The organism is Loktanella salsilacus (genome assembly GCF_900114485.1).
In the GTDB taxonomy this organism is placed as follows: Bacteria; Pseudomonadota; Alphaproteobacteria; order Rhodobacterales; family Rhodobacteraceae; genus Loktanella; species Loktanella salsilacus.
In genome coordinates, this window is the sequence record NZ_FOTF01000017.1 from 14,668 (window position 1) to 30,921 (window position 16,254).

Genomic DNA, 16,254 nt, shown 5'->3' on the forward strand with positions numbered 1-16,254 from the left:
AACTGTTACTGGTACTGACGCGCGTAGGCGGCGTTCATGACTTCGATGACCTGTGGGTAGCCCATCTTGTCGAGGGTCGCGGCGTAGTCATCCCATTCGGCCTGCACGTCGCCTGCGCCAAGGATCCAAGCCTGCTGGCGTTCCAGCATGTAGGTGCGGATCGACGGCCAGTACTTGTCAAAGGTGGCCTGCTCTTCTTGGTTGAACGCGACGCCCAGGAATTGCGGGATCAGCAGATCGTTGGCTTCGTACAGCGCGATGCCTTCCAGTGCTTCTGGGGATGTCCACTGCAGCTCGTAGCGGTAGTCCTGAAAGAAGCCGCGCTGGATTTGTGCGCCTTCCAGATACATCTGGCTGTTCACGGCGACGTCGCTGCTGAGCACTTCTGGCTTAAAGGTTGGCTCACCGTCGACCATATCCCATGTCTTACCTTCAACGCCGAAGTTCGCCAGATTGCGGCCTTCTTCGGTGAAGTAGAAGTCGAAGTATTTGATCGTCTCGACGGGGTGTTCGTTCATGTAGCTGATTGCCCAGCCATCGGGTTTGATCGGGATGCGGCGATGCTCTTCCATGCGCACGCCGGACGTGGATGCGGGCGGCAGGAAGGGGATGAAGTTAAAGCCTTCGACCTTGTCAGCCAGTGCTGCGTTGTAGCCAGAGGTGGACGCGAACCAGTCGTGGGTCGAGCCGCCAAGGTTTTCTGACAGCAGGTAATCGCGCGAGGACGAACCACGGGTAAAGATTTCCGGGTCGATCAGGCCTTCGGCATACCACTGCGCGATATTGGCCAAACCGTCGCGGTAGGCGTCTTGCGCATAGGGGTGCACGATGGCGCCAGCGTCATCGACATAGAAGTCGTGATAGGTGTCAGAGCCGGAAGAGCGGGCGTCGAACAGGGTCAGCAGGCGGTTCACTTCTTCCCACTGGCGCGAGAAGAAGGGGATTTCGTCCTTCTTGCCGTTGCCGTTCGGGTCGCCGTCACGGAACGCGACGAGGACGTCGTGGTATTCCTCAACTGTTTGCGGCTGTTCCAGTCCCAGCACGTCCAGCCAGTCCTGACGGATGTACCAAGCGCGGGCGAATTCGCCATCGGGCAGGTATGGGATGTAGTAATAGTTGCCGTCGTAGGCAGAGATCGCTTCTTGCAGCTCTGGGTGTTCGTCCCAGAACTTTTGGATGTTAGGCGCGTGTTCTTTGACCAGATCGTTCAGCGGCACAAATGCGCCCTCTGGACCGTATTCGTTCACAGGCTGTTGGATCAGGTGACCGCCGACGATGTCGGGCAGTTTGCCTTGGGCCAGCATCAGGTTCATCGCCTCGGCGCTATCGGTCGAGTTTGCACCGGCCGTTGCATCCTTAAGAAAGATGTTGGTCATCGCGCGCGCCGCTTCTTCGACCGGATAGATCTTGGACGCATCGCCGCCAACGCCGTAGCCTTGGGCGCGAGGCCAGTGCATGTGGATCGTCAGCTCAAGCGGTTCGTCAACGATTTGCAGGTGGCTTTCTGCGAAGGCGGGCGAAGTCATCGCCGTGGTCATCAGGATCGCCGAAGTCAGTGTAAGATGTCGCATTTGGTTTCCTCCCTAGATGCGGTCGTCAGTTATTCTTTCACCCCTCCCAGAAGGATGCCTTTGTTGAAGTATTTCTGCAGGAACGGGTAGATCAGCAGGATCGGAATGATCGAGCAGACGATGATCGCCGCGCTGACCGTTTCGAACGAGTAGGCCGCGTTGATTAGGGTGCTGGCGAATTCTTCGTCGTCAGACAGTTCCATGATGACGTGGCGCAGATAGACCTGCAGTGGGATTTTGCCTTCGTCCTGCAGCAGGATCATCGCCCAGAAGAACCCGTTCCAGCGTGACACGATGCAGAACAGCGCAACGGTCGCGATGGCCGGTTTCGACAGGGGCATGTAGACCTTCCACAGCACCTGAAACTCGTTAGCGCCGTCCATTCGGGCTGCTTCTTCGAAAGACTGCGGGATGCCTTCGAAAAAGTTGCGCAGCAGGATGATGTTAAAGCCGCTGACCGCAAAGCCGATGATGATGCCGAAATAGCTGTCCAGCAGGTTCAGGTCGCGCATGTTCAGGAAAAACGGGATCATGCCTGCGTGGAACCACATGGTGAAGGCCACCATCAGGTTCCAGAACCGGCGCCCGTACAGTTGGGGCCGGGACAGGGCGTAGGCACCGGGGATGATGAACGCGAGGCTCATCAGGGTGCCGCCGATGGTGTAGATGAAGGTGTTTTTGTACGAAATCCAGAACATCGGCTCTGACAGCACGCGGCTGTAAGCCTCTAGCGTGAAGCCCACTGGCGTCAGAAGCACGTTGCCAGCGCGCGCCTCGAAGCCAGAGCTCATGGACAGGGACGCGATGTAGATGAACGGATACAGGGCCGAGATCGTGAACATGCCAATCAGCACCATGTTCAGGATTACGAAGGCTTTGTCGCCGCGTGAATAGAGGTTCATTTTAGCCATGATTTCAGTCCCCTACCAAAGCGATGTGCGCGAATAGCGCTTGGACACAGTGTTCGCAGTCATCACGAGGACGAAGGCGACGACAGCGTTGAACAGGCCCGCTGCGGCGGCAAGATCGTACTGTCCGCCCTGCAAACCTTGCCGATAGATGAATGTGTTCACGACATCGGCGGTGGAATACGTGGCCGGCTGGTACAGCAGGATGATCATCTCGAACGACACTTCGAGCATGTTGCCGATGCGGATAATCAACATGATGATGATCGTCGGCATGATCGACGGCACGGTGATCTTCCACATCATCTGCCAGCGCGAAGCGCCGTCGACGACCGCGCTTTCGTACAGCGTTGGCGACACGCCAGCGATGGCGGCCAGATAGACGATGGATTGGAAACCGGCCTCTTGCCAGATCGTGGTGCCGACGAAAATCGGGCGGAACCATTCGGCCTTGGTCAGGAAGTAGATCGGATCAACGCCGAACCATTCCAGAATGGTGTTCACGATACCGGCAGAGGGCGAAAACGCCGTGATGACGATACCGGCGATGATCACCGAAGAGATGAAGTGCGGCAGATAGACGATGGTCTGCGCGGTCTTCTTGAAGGTCTGGTTCAGCACTTCGTTAAACATCAGCGCCAGAAGGATCGGCACGGGAAAGCCGAAGGCGAGGCTAAGAAGGCTGATGTAAATCGTGTTTTTCAGCGCGCGAATGAACTGATCGCTGCCGAAAAGAGTGTGGAAATGCTCAAGCCCGATCCAAGGGCTGTTCGCTACGCCGCGAAAGATGCTGTAATCCTTGAACGCGATCTGCAGGCCGTACATTGGCGTGTAAAGGAACACCAAAAGCCAAATGATCGTCGGGGCCAGCAGCAGGTAAAGCTGCCATTCGCGGCGCATGTGATCGCCGACCTTTTGGATGCGGCTCGGGTGGCGATAACGCAGGGCTTCTTTGGCTTCGGCGACCAGTTTCTCGGTCGATCCGCCAGTATGATCCTCTTGCATGCTCATGCGGCACGCGTCTGGCCGGATAGGGCCAACCCGGTTTTGCCGTCGAAAATCTTGATCAGCTCTGGCGCGACGGTAAAGCCGTTGACCGCATTCAGGCGGTCCAAATTACCAAGCGTTTCGGTGCGGATCACAAAAGGCGCATCGCCTAGCGTCATGTGCAACAGCGCCTCTGACCCGAGTGTTTCCACCAGCTCCAACCCGCAGCGGACAGCGCCGGGCTGATTTTCCGTCACGATAGCGGCGTATTCGGGACGCACGCCGACGATTACTTCGCGGCCAACGGCGTTTTGCAGGTCGGCCAGCGGGGCCAGCGCAAGGGTCTGGTCGCCGAACATAGCAACCGGACCGGTGTCGCCAGCGGCAATGGTCGCCTTAATCTGGTTCATCGGCGGCGCGCCAAGAAAGCCCGCAACAAAGGCGTTGGCGGGGTTCAGGAACAGTTCCATCGGGGTGCCGATCTGTTCGATGCGGCCGTCGTGCATGACGACGATCTTGTCGGCCAGCGTCATCGCCTCGACCTGGTCGTGGGTGACGTAGATGCTGGTGACGCCAAGGCGTTTGTGCAGGCGCTTAATCTCGGCGCGCATTTGGGTGCGCAGTTTTGCGTCAAGGTTGGACAGCGGTTCGTCAAACAGGAACACTTTGGGGCGGCGCACAATCGCGCGGCCCATGGCGACGCGCTGGCGCTGGCCCCCGGACAGGTCGGCGGGGCGGCGTTCCAGATAATCGGTCAGGCCAAGGATGCCGCTGACTTCTTTCACCGCGGACGCGATGTGTTCCTTGCTTTCCTTGCGGATTTTCAGGCCAAAGGCGATGTTGTCGGCAACGTTCAAGTGCGGGTAAAGCGCGTAGTTTTGGAACACCATCGCCACGTCGCGATCTTTGGGGGCGGTGCGGTTCATGATGCGCCCGTCGATCGTCAGCTCGCCGCCAGAGATTTCCTCTAGCCCGGCGATCATCCGCAGGGTCGTGGACTTGCCGCAACCCGACGGGCCGACCAGCACCACAAATTCCTTTTCAGCGACATCAAGATCGATCCCATGGACGACCTCGACCGCGCCATACGTTTTCACGATGCCTTTTAACTGCACGCCTGACATGAACTCTCCCCCCACAAAAGCAATCCACGGCGCGACGCACCGCTTCGTCCCTGGCAGCACGAATCCATAAATTCCTACCAGTCCATCTGGTATACTAGTAAACGATCTGGCATACTAGATTTAATTTGAGGGGGGATGGCCGGAATTTACGGTCATCAGCGTCGAGCCGCCGATGTAACTGCTTGTTTTATCGCGGTTAACTTTTGTTGCTCTGCAATGGAAGATTGCGAAAGACCAAATATGAGACCCGAATGCGCGCTGCGGCATAGTTGCGGCTTCGTTAGATTGCACAGGTCATGGTTGTGCTGCGGACGGGTTATTTTAATCGTTTGTAAAGATTGCTGAATATGAGCGAAACCGCCAGCACCGCGCCGATTCCGACCACATGGAACATCTTTCAACTCGCTTGGCCGCTTACGCTGAAGGCGATGATGCTGCATGGCATCGTGGTGACGGATTCGCTGCTGATCGCGGCGCTGGGCGAAGAATCGCTGGCCGCTATGGGACTTGCAGCTGCCATCGGGACGCTGCTTTTGGGCATTCTGCTCGCGTTTTCCAATGCAACACAGATCCGCGTCGCGGTGGCATTTGGCGCGAACCATCCCGTCGATCTGAAATCCGGGTTCTACTGCGGGCTGGCAATCAACCTCTGCGTCGCCCTCATCGGTATCGTCGGCGTCTGGCTGTTCGCTGGCGGCATCGTGCAATCGCTGGCGCATACCCCGGACATCGCCGCGCAAGCGCAACGCTATTTGGGCGTGTTCATGTTTGTCGTGCTCAGCGAGGCGGTCGGCCAATGCCTGTCAGGGCATTTTGACGGCAGCGGCCAGACCAAAGTGCCGTTCTACAGCTATCTGATCGCGGTGCCCGCGAACGTCGCGTGCAGCGTTGTCCTGATCTATGGCTTGTTTGGCCTGCCGCAAATGGGGCTGACCGGCGCGGCGGTGGGCAGCGCGGTATCGTCGATTTTGCGGGCAGGGTTCTTAGGCGCGGTATTTTACCGCCAGAACCGTTGGTACCGCGATGTTTCGGGGTGGCGGCAGGGATCATTCTGGATCGCGACCAAGCGGCACCTTTTCTTTGCGCTGCCGATCGCCGCCACCTTTGGCAGCAGCACCGTCGCGAATAGTGCTGCCGCGCTGATCTATGCCAAGATGAGCGTGAACCAGTTCGCCGCCATGACGCTGATGATGCCGTGGGTGCAGATCGCTGGCACGCTGGGGATTACGTGGGCGCAGGCGACGGGGATCATTGTCGCGCAGTTGCTGGGCAAGGCGTATAGCAGTGCCGCGCTTGATGTCTTTTTGCGGCGCGCGTGGCGGATCGCCTTCGTCGCGGCGGCGCTGGTATCAGTGACCTATCTGTTTGTGTGTCTTGCCTCTGGCTGGATCTATCAAGGCCTGCAGGACGAGACGAAGTTTGCATTGATGAGCTTTCTGCCCGTCCTTCTGATCTTGCCGTTTCCCAAGGGGTCGAACGCGATTTGCGGCAATACGCTGCGGGCAGGGGGCGACACGATTTATGTCATGAATATCTTTGTTGGCGGGCAGTGGCTGGTCCGCATCCCGCTAACGGCAATCATGATCCTGTATTTCGATTTGTCGGTGACATGGGTGTTCACCCTGCTTCTGGTCGAGGAACTGGTCAAGTTTCCGGCCTTTCACATGCGTCTGTTCAAGGGGAAATGGAAAACCGGACAGGCTGGCGGCGCTTAGGCGCGCCTGCACAAAGGTAAACGTTCCGCTTTATATTTATGCCGATGCAGGACTTGCGTGCATCATTCTTGCATATTTGTGTGAAAGTGGACGGCATGACCCGAATCCAGTCTTCACTCGCCGTGCGTTTGTTTGTCGCGATTGCGGCCACTGCCGTTGTCGTCGTTGCCATCATGGCGTTGCTTGTCGCGCTGTCGATGCGCGACGGCTTTGCCCGCTATTTGCTGCGTGGAGAGTTGTCGCGCTTTGACGATCTGACCTTGGCTTTGGCGCAAGATTACCCAGCTGCGCCATCTGGCTGGGCCTCTTTGGCGGCAAGCCCCGAAGCGTGGGGGGAATTGGTTCGGCAAAAGGACACGCCGCCCGTGCGGCCGCAGCGCCCTGCTGAAGGTGATCAGCCCGGCGGCCCGCCGCCTGCTGGACCGCCAGGGATGGGCGGGATGTCGATACTAGAACGGCTCATCCTGCTTGGCCCTGCGGGAGAGCGTATCGCAGGCGCCCCCGGTCAGTCCGGCGTGATAGAGCGACGCGCGATTTGCGCTGGCGGTGATTGTGCCAGCGGCGCTGTCCTTGGTTATCTGGCGTTGCGTGCGCCGCTGGCGGATGTCAGCGGCGGCGATCAGTTCTTTTTGCGTGGGCAATATGCCTCGCTTGGCCTTGCCGCGCTGATTGCGATTGCCGTCTCTGCACTCGCGGCGTGGTTTGTGTCGCGTCAGATTTTAATCCCGATCCGGCATCTGGCCGCGGGGGCCAAAACCATGGCCGCTGGCAACTATACCGCGCGTATTCCGCAGGATCGCACGGACGAGTTGGGGCAGTTGGTTGGACACTACAACGCGCTGGCCGCGACGCTGGAACAGACCGACAAGGCAGAGCGAGAGTGGATGTCGAACACCAGCCATGAATTGCAGACCCCGTTGGCCACCCTGCGCGCACAGATCGAGGCGGTGCAGGACGGCATCCGCGTTCCGAATGCGCTGACCATGTCGGCCATGCACTCTGCCGTGCTGCGATTGTCGCGGTTGGTGCAGGATATAAAGACGCTGTCCCATGCCCGTGAAGGGGGCATGACCGCCACCATGCGGCCAGAGGATTTGTGCCATATCGTTTTGGACGTCACCGAAGTGGTGAAGCCGCATCTGGCAGATAAAGGCCTGACGTTGTCGCTGGATATGCCAAGCACCGCACCGCTGATCTGCGACCGGATACGGATTGGGCAAGTGATCGACAATTTGATGCAGAATGCAGCGCGCTATACCAATGCGCCGGGCACCGTGCGGCTGTGCATTTTCGACGTGGAAACGGCGTTTCATCTGACCGTTGACGACACCCCGCCGGGGCCGCGCCCTGAAGATATTCCGCGCCTGTTCGAGAGGTTCTTTCGCGCTGAATCCTCGCGCTCTCGCGCCTATGGCGGGTCTGGGTTGGGATTGTCGGTGTGCCAAGCCATCGTCGAAAGTCACGGCGGCACGATTTCAGCCAGCCTATCGGAGCTTGGCGGGCTATGTGTTGCAATCGTTCTACCAAAGGCACCCTTATGACGACCCGTATCCTGATCATTGAAGACGAAATCGCACTGGCCGAGGTCGTGCGCGATTACCTGATCGCCGCTGGCATGCAGGTTGATACCCTTGCCGAAGGGACCGGCGCGGCCGAAGCGGCGCTGACCGGTGCCTATGATTTGCTGGTGCTTGACCTGATGCTGCCCGGCGTCGACGGACTTGTCATCTGCCAAGAGGTGCGGCGCAGCAGTGACGTGCCAATCATCATGACGACCGCCAAGGTCGAGGAGATTGACCGCCTTTTGGGGCTGGGCATGGGCGCGGACGATTATCTGTGCAAACCCTATTCGCCGCGCGAATTGGTTGCCCGTGTGCAAGCGATTTTGCGGCGCAGCGCTGGGCGCGTGTCCGGTACAGATGCGCCAAAGGACCGGATCACGATGGATGCGGATCGTTGGAGCGCGACACTGGACGGGCAACCCTTGGACCTGACGCGGCGTGAATTTATGATTGTGCAGTGTCTGACGAACCGCCCGGGCCGCGTGTTTTCCCGCAATGCCTTGCTGGAACACGCCTTTCCCGGTGACACGGATGTCTTCGACCGGACGATCGACAGTCACATTCGGAATATTCGTCGCAAGATTGCAGCGGTCACCCCGAACGATCCGATCCGGTCGGTTTACGGTGTCGGCTATGCCTTCGATGGCTAGAACCTGACGTCTGGGCTTATGCCTTGCGGGCGGACTGTCGGAAAAACACCTAATTGCGTTTTTTCGCGGCCTGCACGCTGGTTGCATATTCGCTTCATCATGGCTCCTTCGCGGTGTGGCAAACAGCTTTTGCACAAGGCGAATAATGCCATCACAGGAGCCATACGATCATGACGCAGACACCTCTGAACCCCAAGCGATCAGGCGCATCACAAAAGTTCTATTCGACAGTCGTCCGGTGGCGGCCGTCCTGTATGCTTGCCGCCGCGGCCCTGTTGGCCGCGTTGTTGGCCGTTGATTTGGGCCTGTCGTCCGCCCGCGCAGAGGCTGCGTTATCCGTTCCCGCTGCCATCATGGTTGAAGCCTTGCCGTTGGAAACTGCCACCCCTTGCGGCGAAGCTGCGCCAGAGGATGTGTGCAGCTTGCCGCTGTAAGCGCACCGCGCGCGATCTGCCGTTCCCCTTACAAACCTCAGCTAGGACTTTTGCGTGAATATTCTGAATGAAGCGGCCCCGGTGTTGGGGCGCCGCCGGTTTCTGGCTGGCCTAGCGGCTACGGGTCTGACGGCCTGTGCGGGCACGAACGGGCCTACGGTGTCCACGCAATCCATCGATGTGCCGGATCCGCTGGCTGCGTTCCGGTTGCTGGCCAGCGCTGGGCCGGACATCTGGGCGCAGCATTTGCCGACGGCGACCGTGGCTGACGCGCCCTGTACGCTTGCGGTATCTGGCGGCGGCGAAGACGGTGCATTTGGTGCGGGGGCTTTGGTGGGGTGGTCGCAGACCGGAACACGGCCGAAGTTTGATATCGTCACAGGCGTATCGACCGGGGCTTTGATTGCGCCTTTTGCCTTTTTAGGGACTGAACAAGACGACATGCTGCGCCGCATTTTTACGGAATACGGGGCGAATGACATCATGAAAATGCGCCCGTTGAATGCCGTTTTCAGCGATGCACTTTATGACACCGCGCCCTTGGCAGACTTAATCGCGCATTTCACGCCGCCAGAGGTGATTGACGCTGTTGCCGTCCGCCATGCTGCTGGGGCACGGATGTTCGTGGTCACATCAGAGCTGGACAGTGCGCGGGCTCATATCTGGAACATGGGCGCGATTGCGCAGGCCGGACGCTATGATTTGTTTCGCGGCGTCATGCGGGCATCGTCCGCGCTGCCGGGCCTGTTTTCGCCGGTTGATTTGCAGTTCGAGGTCGGCGGCGTGCGCTATGCGGAATCCCATATGGATGGCGGCATCCATATGCAGTTTTTGGCGATCCCGGAATTTGCGCTGACACAGGTGCATTCAAAGCTGGGCAGGGGCAGCGTCTATGTGTTGATCAACAATACGCTCGATCCTGCGCCAAATATCGTATCGCGATCCGCCCTTGCGATTTCGCAAGCGGCGCTGACGACCAATACGCGTGCGATTGCGGATGCTGCGGTGGATGCGACGACGCTGTTTGCGCATGCAAATGGTCTGTCACTTTCAGTGGCGGCGGTTCGTCCGGATTCGGGGATTGTCTTTGATCCGTCGGATCGTTTTTCGACTGCGTATATGAACGCGATGTATCGCCATGGGTATGATCGCGCAATTGACGGTGCACTTTGGCACGTCATGTGATGACGGCCCGGCGCACAAATAGCGCGCCGGGCCGCAGGTCTTAGCGCTCGGACACAGGGGTCCAGGCAAACTTTTCCATGATCGGATCAACCGGCGTGTTGGCGATGTGGTTGGTGTAGTTGCTCATCACTTTCTGCGCGAGGCCAAGGATGACTTCCAGCACGTGGCGCTGCTCGTAACCTGCGTCGTAAAAGGCCTGCAGCGTTTCGTCGCTGACATTGCCCCGCTCGCGCACCATGGCGAGGGTGAAGGTGCGCAGTGCTTCCAGCTTGGCCGTCGGCAGAGCCGTTTCGTCGCGCAGCGCGTCAGAGATCGCGTCGTCGACCTTCATCATCTTGGCGATGCCAGTGTGGGCGGGCACGCAGTAGTGGCACGCGTGTTCGACGTTGATGGCCTGCCAGACAACGGTCTTTTCGTCGGCGTCAAAGGCGGTTTCTTCTGCGAACAGGCGGTGCAGAACCTGATAGCCTTCGAATGCGGCAGGAGAGCCGGCCAGAACGCTGTGCAGGCCGGGCAGGCGACCAAAGGCAGCTTTGGACTTTTCGATCAGCGGGATGGATTTTTCGGGGGCGTTGGTTTCGTCAAGGCGGTCAAGAGTGGACATGTGAAGCTCCTATCATGCAGCACCGGAGTGTGCCGCTTCTGAAGGGCGGTATGGATATATTTGAGCGATCACTCAAGTAATAAAAGAGTGATCACTCAAATATAGCTGGGGCCTTTAAATAATCGACCTAAACGTGTATCTAACCCGCATGCCCCGTGACCCATCATATGATCGCGAAGCGGCTTTGCAGTCCGCGATGAACCTGTTTTGGGTGAAGGGATACAACGCGACATCCCTTAAAGATCTTGAAGCCGCGCTTAAGATGCGCCCCGGTTCGATCTATGCGGCGTTCCAAAGCAAAGAGGCGCTATTCCACGAAGCGCTTGATTTGTACGCAGGCCGGATGGAGGCTGAGTTGGCTGCCACGATCGCCAATGCGGCGTCGCCTTTGGGTGCACTGCGCGGTTATCTGGTGTCGCTTGGCGGGCTAGAGCCGTGTGAAAAGCCGTCGACGGCCTGCATGCTGGTGAAGTCTTTGTTGGAAATTCAGACTGACAACCCCGTCTTGCGCGGTGCTGTGCTGGCGCATTTGGAAAAGGTGCGACAGCATCTGACGCAGGCATTCGTAAACGCGCAGGCAGCGGGTGAAATTCCCGCAGATGCCGATCCAGATCGGTTGGCGCAGCGGATGCAGACCTATGTCTTTGGTCTGAAAATTCAGGCGCAGCGCGAAACTGATCCTGTCGCAATGCAGCGGCTGGCCGACGACCTCTCGCAAGAGATCGCCGGGTTGGCGCGCGCCGCTTAACGTTTTTTCCACGCCTCAAAGCGGGTCAGCGTGTCTTCGTCGGTTGGCGGGTAAAGCCCGATAATTGGGCGGCCGTTCAGCACTTCCTCTAGGACGAAATCCTCGAACACCTCCATCGGCGCGCCTTCGATCGCGATCTCGGCGGCCAAATGGCGCGGGATGACCATGACGCCGTCAGCGTCCCCAACGACGATGTCGCCGGGATAGACGGCGGCGTTCCCGCAGCTGATAGGCACGTTGATGTCGACGGCGTGGTGGCGGGTCAGGTTGGTCGGGGCTGACGGTTTGGCAGCAAAGACAGGCATCGTCAGCGCTGCTGCGCCCGCTGCGTCGCGGATGCCGCCATCAGACACAACGCCTGCGCCGCCGCGCACTTGCAGGCGCGTCAAAAGGATCGACCCGGCCGAGGCCGCAGTCGCATCGCCGCGGCAATCCATCACCAAGACATGGCCCTCGGGGCAAGTTTCAATCGCAACGCGCTGCGGGTGGTCGCGTTCGCGAAAGGCTGTCAGCGGATCGGTGTCTTCGCGCGCCACGATATAACGCAGGGTGAACGCCGGGCCGACCATGCGGTCCTGGCCCGCGCCCAAGGGTGCGACGCCTTGGATATAACAGGTGCGAAACCCCTTTTTATAAAGCAGCGTCGCGATGGTCGCAGTGCTAATACCCTTGAGCAGGTCAAGGGTATCGTCGTTCAGCGTGATCTGGTCAGCGGGTGTTGGATTGGCCATCGGGTATTCCCTTGTTTGCAATGAACCACGGCGATGCCTGGCGTGTGGCAATTTACTGGTCAGCAACGCTGCCGTGATAAAACAATAGCAAGACTCGTTCTGGTATACTAGTATCGTAAGAAGGTGCCTTGGACGAAGATAACGCGCCACGGTGCCGACATATGGATTTTCGCATACAAAGGCTTTAATGGGACGCGACCGGGAGGCATAAACATGAAGCAAGCCGCACAGATGAGCTATGGTCGGACCGCTGTTGATACAGTGGCTGATTTTCTGTTCGACGAAATTTCGACCCTGCGGCTTTTGCCCGGGGCCAAGATATCAGAGGCGGATGTCGCCGCGCAATTTGGGGTGTCACGCCAACCGGTCCGCGATGCCTTTAGCCGTTTGGCGAACATGGACCTGCTATTAATTCGTCCGCAGCGCGCAACAGAAGTGCGCCGCTTTTCCAGCGCCGCGATTGAAAAGTCGCGTTATCTGCGCCGGGCCGTTGATCTAGACGTGCTGCGCCGCGCCGCGAGCCTATGTGATAAGGCGGGGGGCGACCGACTGGACGCCTGTATCGCCAAGCAGCAGATCGCTTGCGATGCTGGCGATTACGCGACCTTTGGCAAGCACGACTATGACTTTCACAAAACGCTGTGCGAAATCGCGGGTGTGCCATTTGCGTTTGACATCATCTCAGAGGAAAAGGCGAAAGTGGACCGTCTGTGCCTGCTAAGCCTGTCAAAAGAGGCGCGTATGCCAGAGCTGATCGAGGATCACCTGCTGATTGCTACGATGGTGAAGACGGGGCAGGCCGAAAAGGCAGCAGAGGCGGGCGCGATGCATTTGTCCCGGCTTGATATCACAATCGACACGATCAAAGTGCGCAACCCGGACTACTTCGAAGACGAAAGCTGATCCGGGTTAGGAGCCGACCAAAGCACCGATTTATCTAAATATGCCGTCCCGGCGCGGGGCGGCATTTTTATGCGTGATAGAAGATATGCCCAACAAACTAGCGGTTTGATGGCGATCCGCGGATATTAATTGACACAGGTTATTGTTTACTAGTATTCCAGATTTACTGCAGTGCGCACTTGGTTGGGGGAGGTTTCGACCAGAGCGCTTAGCAGTCAATAACGATCGGGGAGGATCGCATGACTATTTTTTCAAAGACCACATTGATGACGTCGGGCGCGCTGCTGTGCGCGACAATCGGTATGGCGACATCCGCTGGCGCAGAGGAACTGCGCGGCTGGAACATCCACGTCGAAGATTATCCTGTGTCTATCGCAATGGAATCGTTCGCCGCTGAAGTCGCTGACAAGACCGGCGGAGAGCTGACCGCAAAGACATTCCACAACGGCGTTCTGGGCGACCAGCCTGACGCAATCGAACAGGTTCGCCTTGGCGTGATCGATTTCGGTGAATTCAGCCTTGGGCCAATGGGTCAGGCCATTCCTGAAACAAACGTCGTGTCGCTGCCCTTCATCTTTAAAAGCATCCCCGACATGTATGCTTTGATGGATGGCGCTGCTGGCGAGGCGATCGGCGAGGGCATGAAAGCTAAGGGCATCGTGCCGCTGGGCTGGTATGACGCTGGCGCGCGGTCGTTCTATAACTCTGTGCAGCCTATCAACACACCTGCCGACGTCGCTGGCCTAAAGATCCGCGTGATGAGCAACGACCTGTTCGTGCAGATGGTCGAATCGATGGATGGTAACGCCACCCCGATGGCCTTTGGCGAAGTGTATCAGTCGATCAAAACTGGCGTTGTCGACGGCGCGGAAAACAACCCGCCGTCCTACGAGTCGACCAACCACTACGAGGTCGCCAAGTACTATTCGCTGACAGAGCACCTGATCATCCCAGAATGCCTGTGCATGAGCCTGAAGACCTGGGAAAAGCTGACCCCAGAGCAGCAGGATATTGTTATGACCGCCGGTCGCAACAGTGCAAACCTGCAGCGCGAGTTGTGGGCAGAGCGTGAAGCGGCCAGCATGGAAGTCATCACGGCTGGCGGCACCGAAGTGAACGCCATTGATGACAAGCAGCCGTTCCAAGATGCGATGGCCCCTGTTTACGAGTCCTTTCTGGCTGACAATCCAGACCTGACTGACCTTGTGAACTTGATCCGCAACGCTGAGTAATCGGCACCGGGATCCGGGGCTCGTCCGACATCGGGCGGGCCCCAATCCATTCTAAATCCCCCATTTATCAGAGGTTGCGATGACGCAAGATACGCCCATGATCCGTGCGGCAGAGCGAGTGATGGCAGTGCTGCGTGCGATCTGCATGTTGATCGCCTCTATTGCGCTGGTCGTTTTGATCGCAACTTTCGGCTGGCTGGTGTTTGGCCGTTACGTGATGAACGTCACGCCCACATGGGTTGAACAGCTTGCCTTGCTGCTGATCTGTTATGTCGCATTTCTAGGGGCCGCTGTTGGCGTTGGCGAAGATACCCACATCGGCGTCACGCTGTTTCGGGATATGCTGCCTACCACTGCACAAAATGTCACGCTGATTGTGATCGACGGCCTGCTGGCCGCCTTTGGCGCGATTATGCTGTTTGCCGGGATCACCCTGATGCGGTTCGGTTGGGATACGATGCTGCCCATGCTGGATATCCCCGAAAGCTTTCGCACCCTCGCCATTACGTCCTGCGGCGCTTTGGTCATGCTGTTCGCCGCCGTGCGCGGCCTTATCCGCATCATGCGTTTTGGATCTTGGGATCCAGACGCCGAATTCAAGGAAGTCTGACCGTGGGTCTAGCTATTCTACTACTCGCGTTTAGCGCGGGCGTTGTCATCGGGATTCCGGTCGCCTTTGCCATGGGCATCGCCGCCGCTTCGGCCTTTTGGTACGAAGGTTTTCCGATGCTGATCACCTTTCAGCGGGCCACCGCGGGCGTGTCTGTTTTTTCCCTGCTTGCGATCCCGTTCTTTGTTTTCGCGGGCGAAATCATGCTGCATGGCGGGATCGCCAAGCGGCTGGTCGGCCTTGCCTCTGCCCTTGTTGGCCACTTTAAGGGCGGCCTTGCGATGGTGAACATCTTCTCGTCGATGCTGTTTGGCGGCATCTCTGGCTCTGCAGTTGCAGACATTTCGGCGCTGGGCTCTTTGCTGGTGCCGGTGATGAAAGAACGCGGTTATCGGCCTGACTTTGCGGTCAACGTGACGGTGACGTCGTCCATCGCAGGTATCGTCATCCCGCCCAGCCACAACATGATCATTTTTGCCGTGGCGGCAGGCGGCGGCATTTCAGTGTCTAAGCTGTTCCTTGCGGGTGTGATCCCCGGCATCCTGATGTGCGTCAGCCTTGCCGTCGCAGCCTATATCATCTCGATCAAGCATAATTACCCGTCAGAGCCGTTCCCGGGTTGGAGCACTGTTGGCCGGACCGCTGCTGACGCAATCCCCGGTTTTTTCACCGCGGTCATCATCGTTGGCGGCACGCTGTCGGGCGTGTTTACAGTCACTGAATCAGGCGCTTTTGGTGCAATCTATGCCGTGCTGTTGACTCGGTTCTATTATCGCAGCCTCAGCTGGCAGCAGTTCGTCATGTCCGTCACGGGTGCCGTGCGCACGACTGCTATGGTGATGATCCTGATCGCCTTTGCCAGTTCCTTTGCCTATCTGCTGGCGCTGTATCAGGTGCCTGCAAAGTTGAGCGATCTGCTGGTGTCGATCTCTGACAACCCGATCATTATTTTGCTGATGATCAACGTGATCCTGCTGCTGCTTGGCATGATCATGGACATGGCCGCGCTGATCCTGATCTGTACGCCGATCTTTTTGCCGATCGCCAAGGGGCTTGGCATGGACCCGACCCAGTTCGGTATCATGCTGCTGATCAACCTTGGCCTTGGCCTGTGTACGCCGCCTGTCGGCACCTGCCTGTTCGTCGGTTGCGCTGTGGGGCGGATCAAGATCGAAGAAGCGCTGAAAACGATCTGGCCGTTCTATCTGGCGATCTTCGTGGCGCTGATGCTGGTGACCTACGTTCCTGCCGTGTCGCTGTGGCTGCCGTCGCTGTACGAGTGATCTAATG

16 protein-coding genes are annotated in these 16,254 nt (G+C 58.3%); 10 read left to right on the top strand and 6 right to left on the bottom strand.

The annotated features are described in order from the left end of the window. Positions 1-5: 5 nt before the first annotated feature. The 4 genes from BM131_RS14305 to BM131_RS14320 are packed head-to-tail and all read right to left on the bottom strand — an operon-like array spanning position 6 to position 4,590. Entirely contained in the window at positions 6-1,571 is a 1,566-nt protein-coding gene (locus tag BM131_RS14305) for a type 2 periplasmic-binding domain-containing protein (protein WP_245754259.1), read from the bottom strand. 29 nt (positions 1,572-1,600) lie between these two features. After that, entirely contained in the window at positions 1,601-2,482 is an 882-nt protein-coding gene (locus tag BM131_RS14310) for a carbohydrate ABC transporter permease (protein WP_090190576.1), read from the bottom strand. A 12-nt stretch (positions 2,483-2,494) separates the two neighbouring features. Next, positions 2,495-3,490, bottom strand: coding sequence for an ABC transporter permease (locus tag BM131_RS14315; RefSeq protein WP_090190578.1), 996 nt, complete (start codon positions 3,488-3,490; stop codon positions 2,495-2,497). Next, positions 3,487-4,590 carry an ABC transporter ATP-binding protein gene (locus BM131_RS14320; protein ID WP_090190678.1) on the bottom strand — a complete coding sequence of 368 codons (1,104 nt, stop codon included), beginning with the start codon at positions 4,588-4,590 and terminating at the stop codon, positions 3,487-3,489. The genes BM131_RS14315 and BM131_RS14320 overlap by 4 nt, the downstream gene beginning before the upstream one ends. 347 nt (positions 4,591-4,937) lie before the next feature. Between BM131_RS14320 and BM131_RS14325 the strand changes: the two genes are divergently transcribed. The 5 genes from BM131_RS14325 to BM131_RS14345 all read left to right on the top strand — a co-directional run bounded on the left by BM131_RS14325 (position 4,938) and on the right by BM131_RS14345 (position 10,136). Beyond that, positions 4,938-6,305 carry an MATE family efflux transporter gene (locus BM131_RS14325; protein ID WP_090190580.1) on the top strand — a complete coding sequence of 456 codons (1,368 nt, stop codon included), beginning with the start codon at positions 4,938-4,940 and terminating at the stop codon, positions 6,303-6,305. Positions 6,306-6,400: 95 nt separating this feature from the next. Beyond that, on the top strand, positions 6,401-7,846 hold the full coding sequence (locus BM131_RS14330) for an ATP-binding protein (RefSeq protein ID WP_175499355.1): 1,446 nt from the start codon (positions 6,401-6,403) through the stop codon (positions 7,844-7,846). After that, positions 7,843-8,517 carry a response regulator gene (locus tag BM131_RS14335; protein ID WP_090190583.1) on the top strand — a complete coding sequence of 225 codons (675 nt, stop codon included), beginning with the start codon at positions 7,843-7,845 and terminating at the stop codon, positions 8,515-8,517. Before BM131_RS14330 ends, BM131_RS14335 begins: the two co-directional genes overlap by 4 nt. A 170-nt stretch (positions 8,518-8,687) precedes the next feature. Beyond that, positions 8,688-8,951 (top strand): hypothetical protein, encoded by a 264-nt coding sequence (locus tag BM131_RS14340; RefSeq protein ID WP_090190584.1) that lies wholly within the window; start codon positions 8,688-8,690, stop codon positions 8,949-8,951. 54 nt (positions 8,952-9,005) lie between these two features. After that, the gene (locus BM131_RS14345) at positions 9,006-10,136 is read left to right on the top strand and encodes a patatin-like phospholipase family protein (protein ID WP_090190586.1); all 1,131 of its coding nucleotides are present in this window, start codon (positions 9,006-9,008) and stop codon (positions 10,134-10,136) included. A 40-nt stretch (positions 10,137-10,176) separates the two neighbouring features. Here the strand turns inward: BM131_RS14345 and BM131_RS14350 are convergent, their stop codons facing one another. After that, a complete protein-coding gene (locus BM131_RS14350) occupies positions 10,177-10,740 on the bottom strand; it encodes a carboxymuconolactone decarboxylase family protein (protein ID WP_090190587.1) in 564 nt (187 codons plus the stop codon). Positions 10,741-10,888: 148 nt separating this feature from the next. Between BM131_RS14350 and BM131_RS14355 the strand changes: the two genes are divergently transcribed. After that, positions 10,889-11,488 carry a TetR/AcrR family transcriptional regulator gene (locus BM131_RS14355; protein WP_090190589.1) on the top strand — a complete coding sequence of 200 codons (600 nt, stop codon included), beginning with the start codon at positions 10,889-10,891 and terminating at the stop codon, positions 11,486-11,488. On the opposite strand, the gene BM131_RS14360 is transcribed toward BM131_RS14355, so the two are convergent. Then, positions 11,485-12,219, bottom strand: a complete 735-nt coding sequence (locus BM131_RS14360) for a ribonuclease activity regulator RraA (protein ID WP_090190591.1) — start codon at positions 12,217-12,219, stop codon at positions 11,485-11,487. The two genes, BM131_RS14355 and BM131_RS14360, sit on opposite strands and share 4 nt — an antisense overlap. A gap of 213 nt (positions 12,220-12,432) precedes the next feature. Here BM131_RS14360 and BM131_RS14365 point away from each other — a divergent pair, with 213 nt between their 5' ends. The 4 genes from BM131_RS14365 (at position 12,433) to BM131_RS14380 (ending at position 16,247) form a co-directional block, all read left to right on the top strand. Then, positions 12,433-13,122 carry a GntR family transcriptional regulator gene (locus tag BM131_RS14365; RefSeq protein WP_090190592.1) on the top strand — a complete coding sequence of 230 codons (690 nt, stop codon included), beginning with the start codon at positions 12,433-12,435 and terminating at the stop codon, positions 13,120-13,122. Between the two features lie 239 nt (positions 13,123-13,361). Further along, entirely contained in the window at positions 13,362-14,354 is a 993-nt protein-coding gene (locus tag BM131_RS14370) for a TRAP transporter substrate-binding protein (protein ID WP_090190594.1), read from the top strand. A 79-nt stretch (positions 14,355-14,433) separates the two neighbouring features. Beyond that, a complete protein-coding gene (locus tag BM131_RS14375) occupies positions 14,434-14,964 on the top strand; it encodes a TRAP transporter small permease (protein ID WP_245754260.1) in 531 nt (176 codons plus the stop codon). Between the two features lie 2 nt (positions 14,965-14,966). Then, a complete protein-coding gene (locus BM131_RS14380; RefSeq protein ID WP_090190595.1) occupies positions 14,967-16,247 on the top strand; it encodes a TRAP transporter large permease in 1,281 nt (426 codons plus the stop codon). Positions 16,248-16,254: the final 7 nt, after the last annotated feature.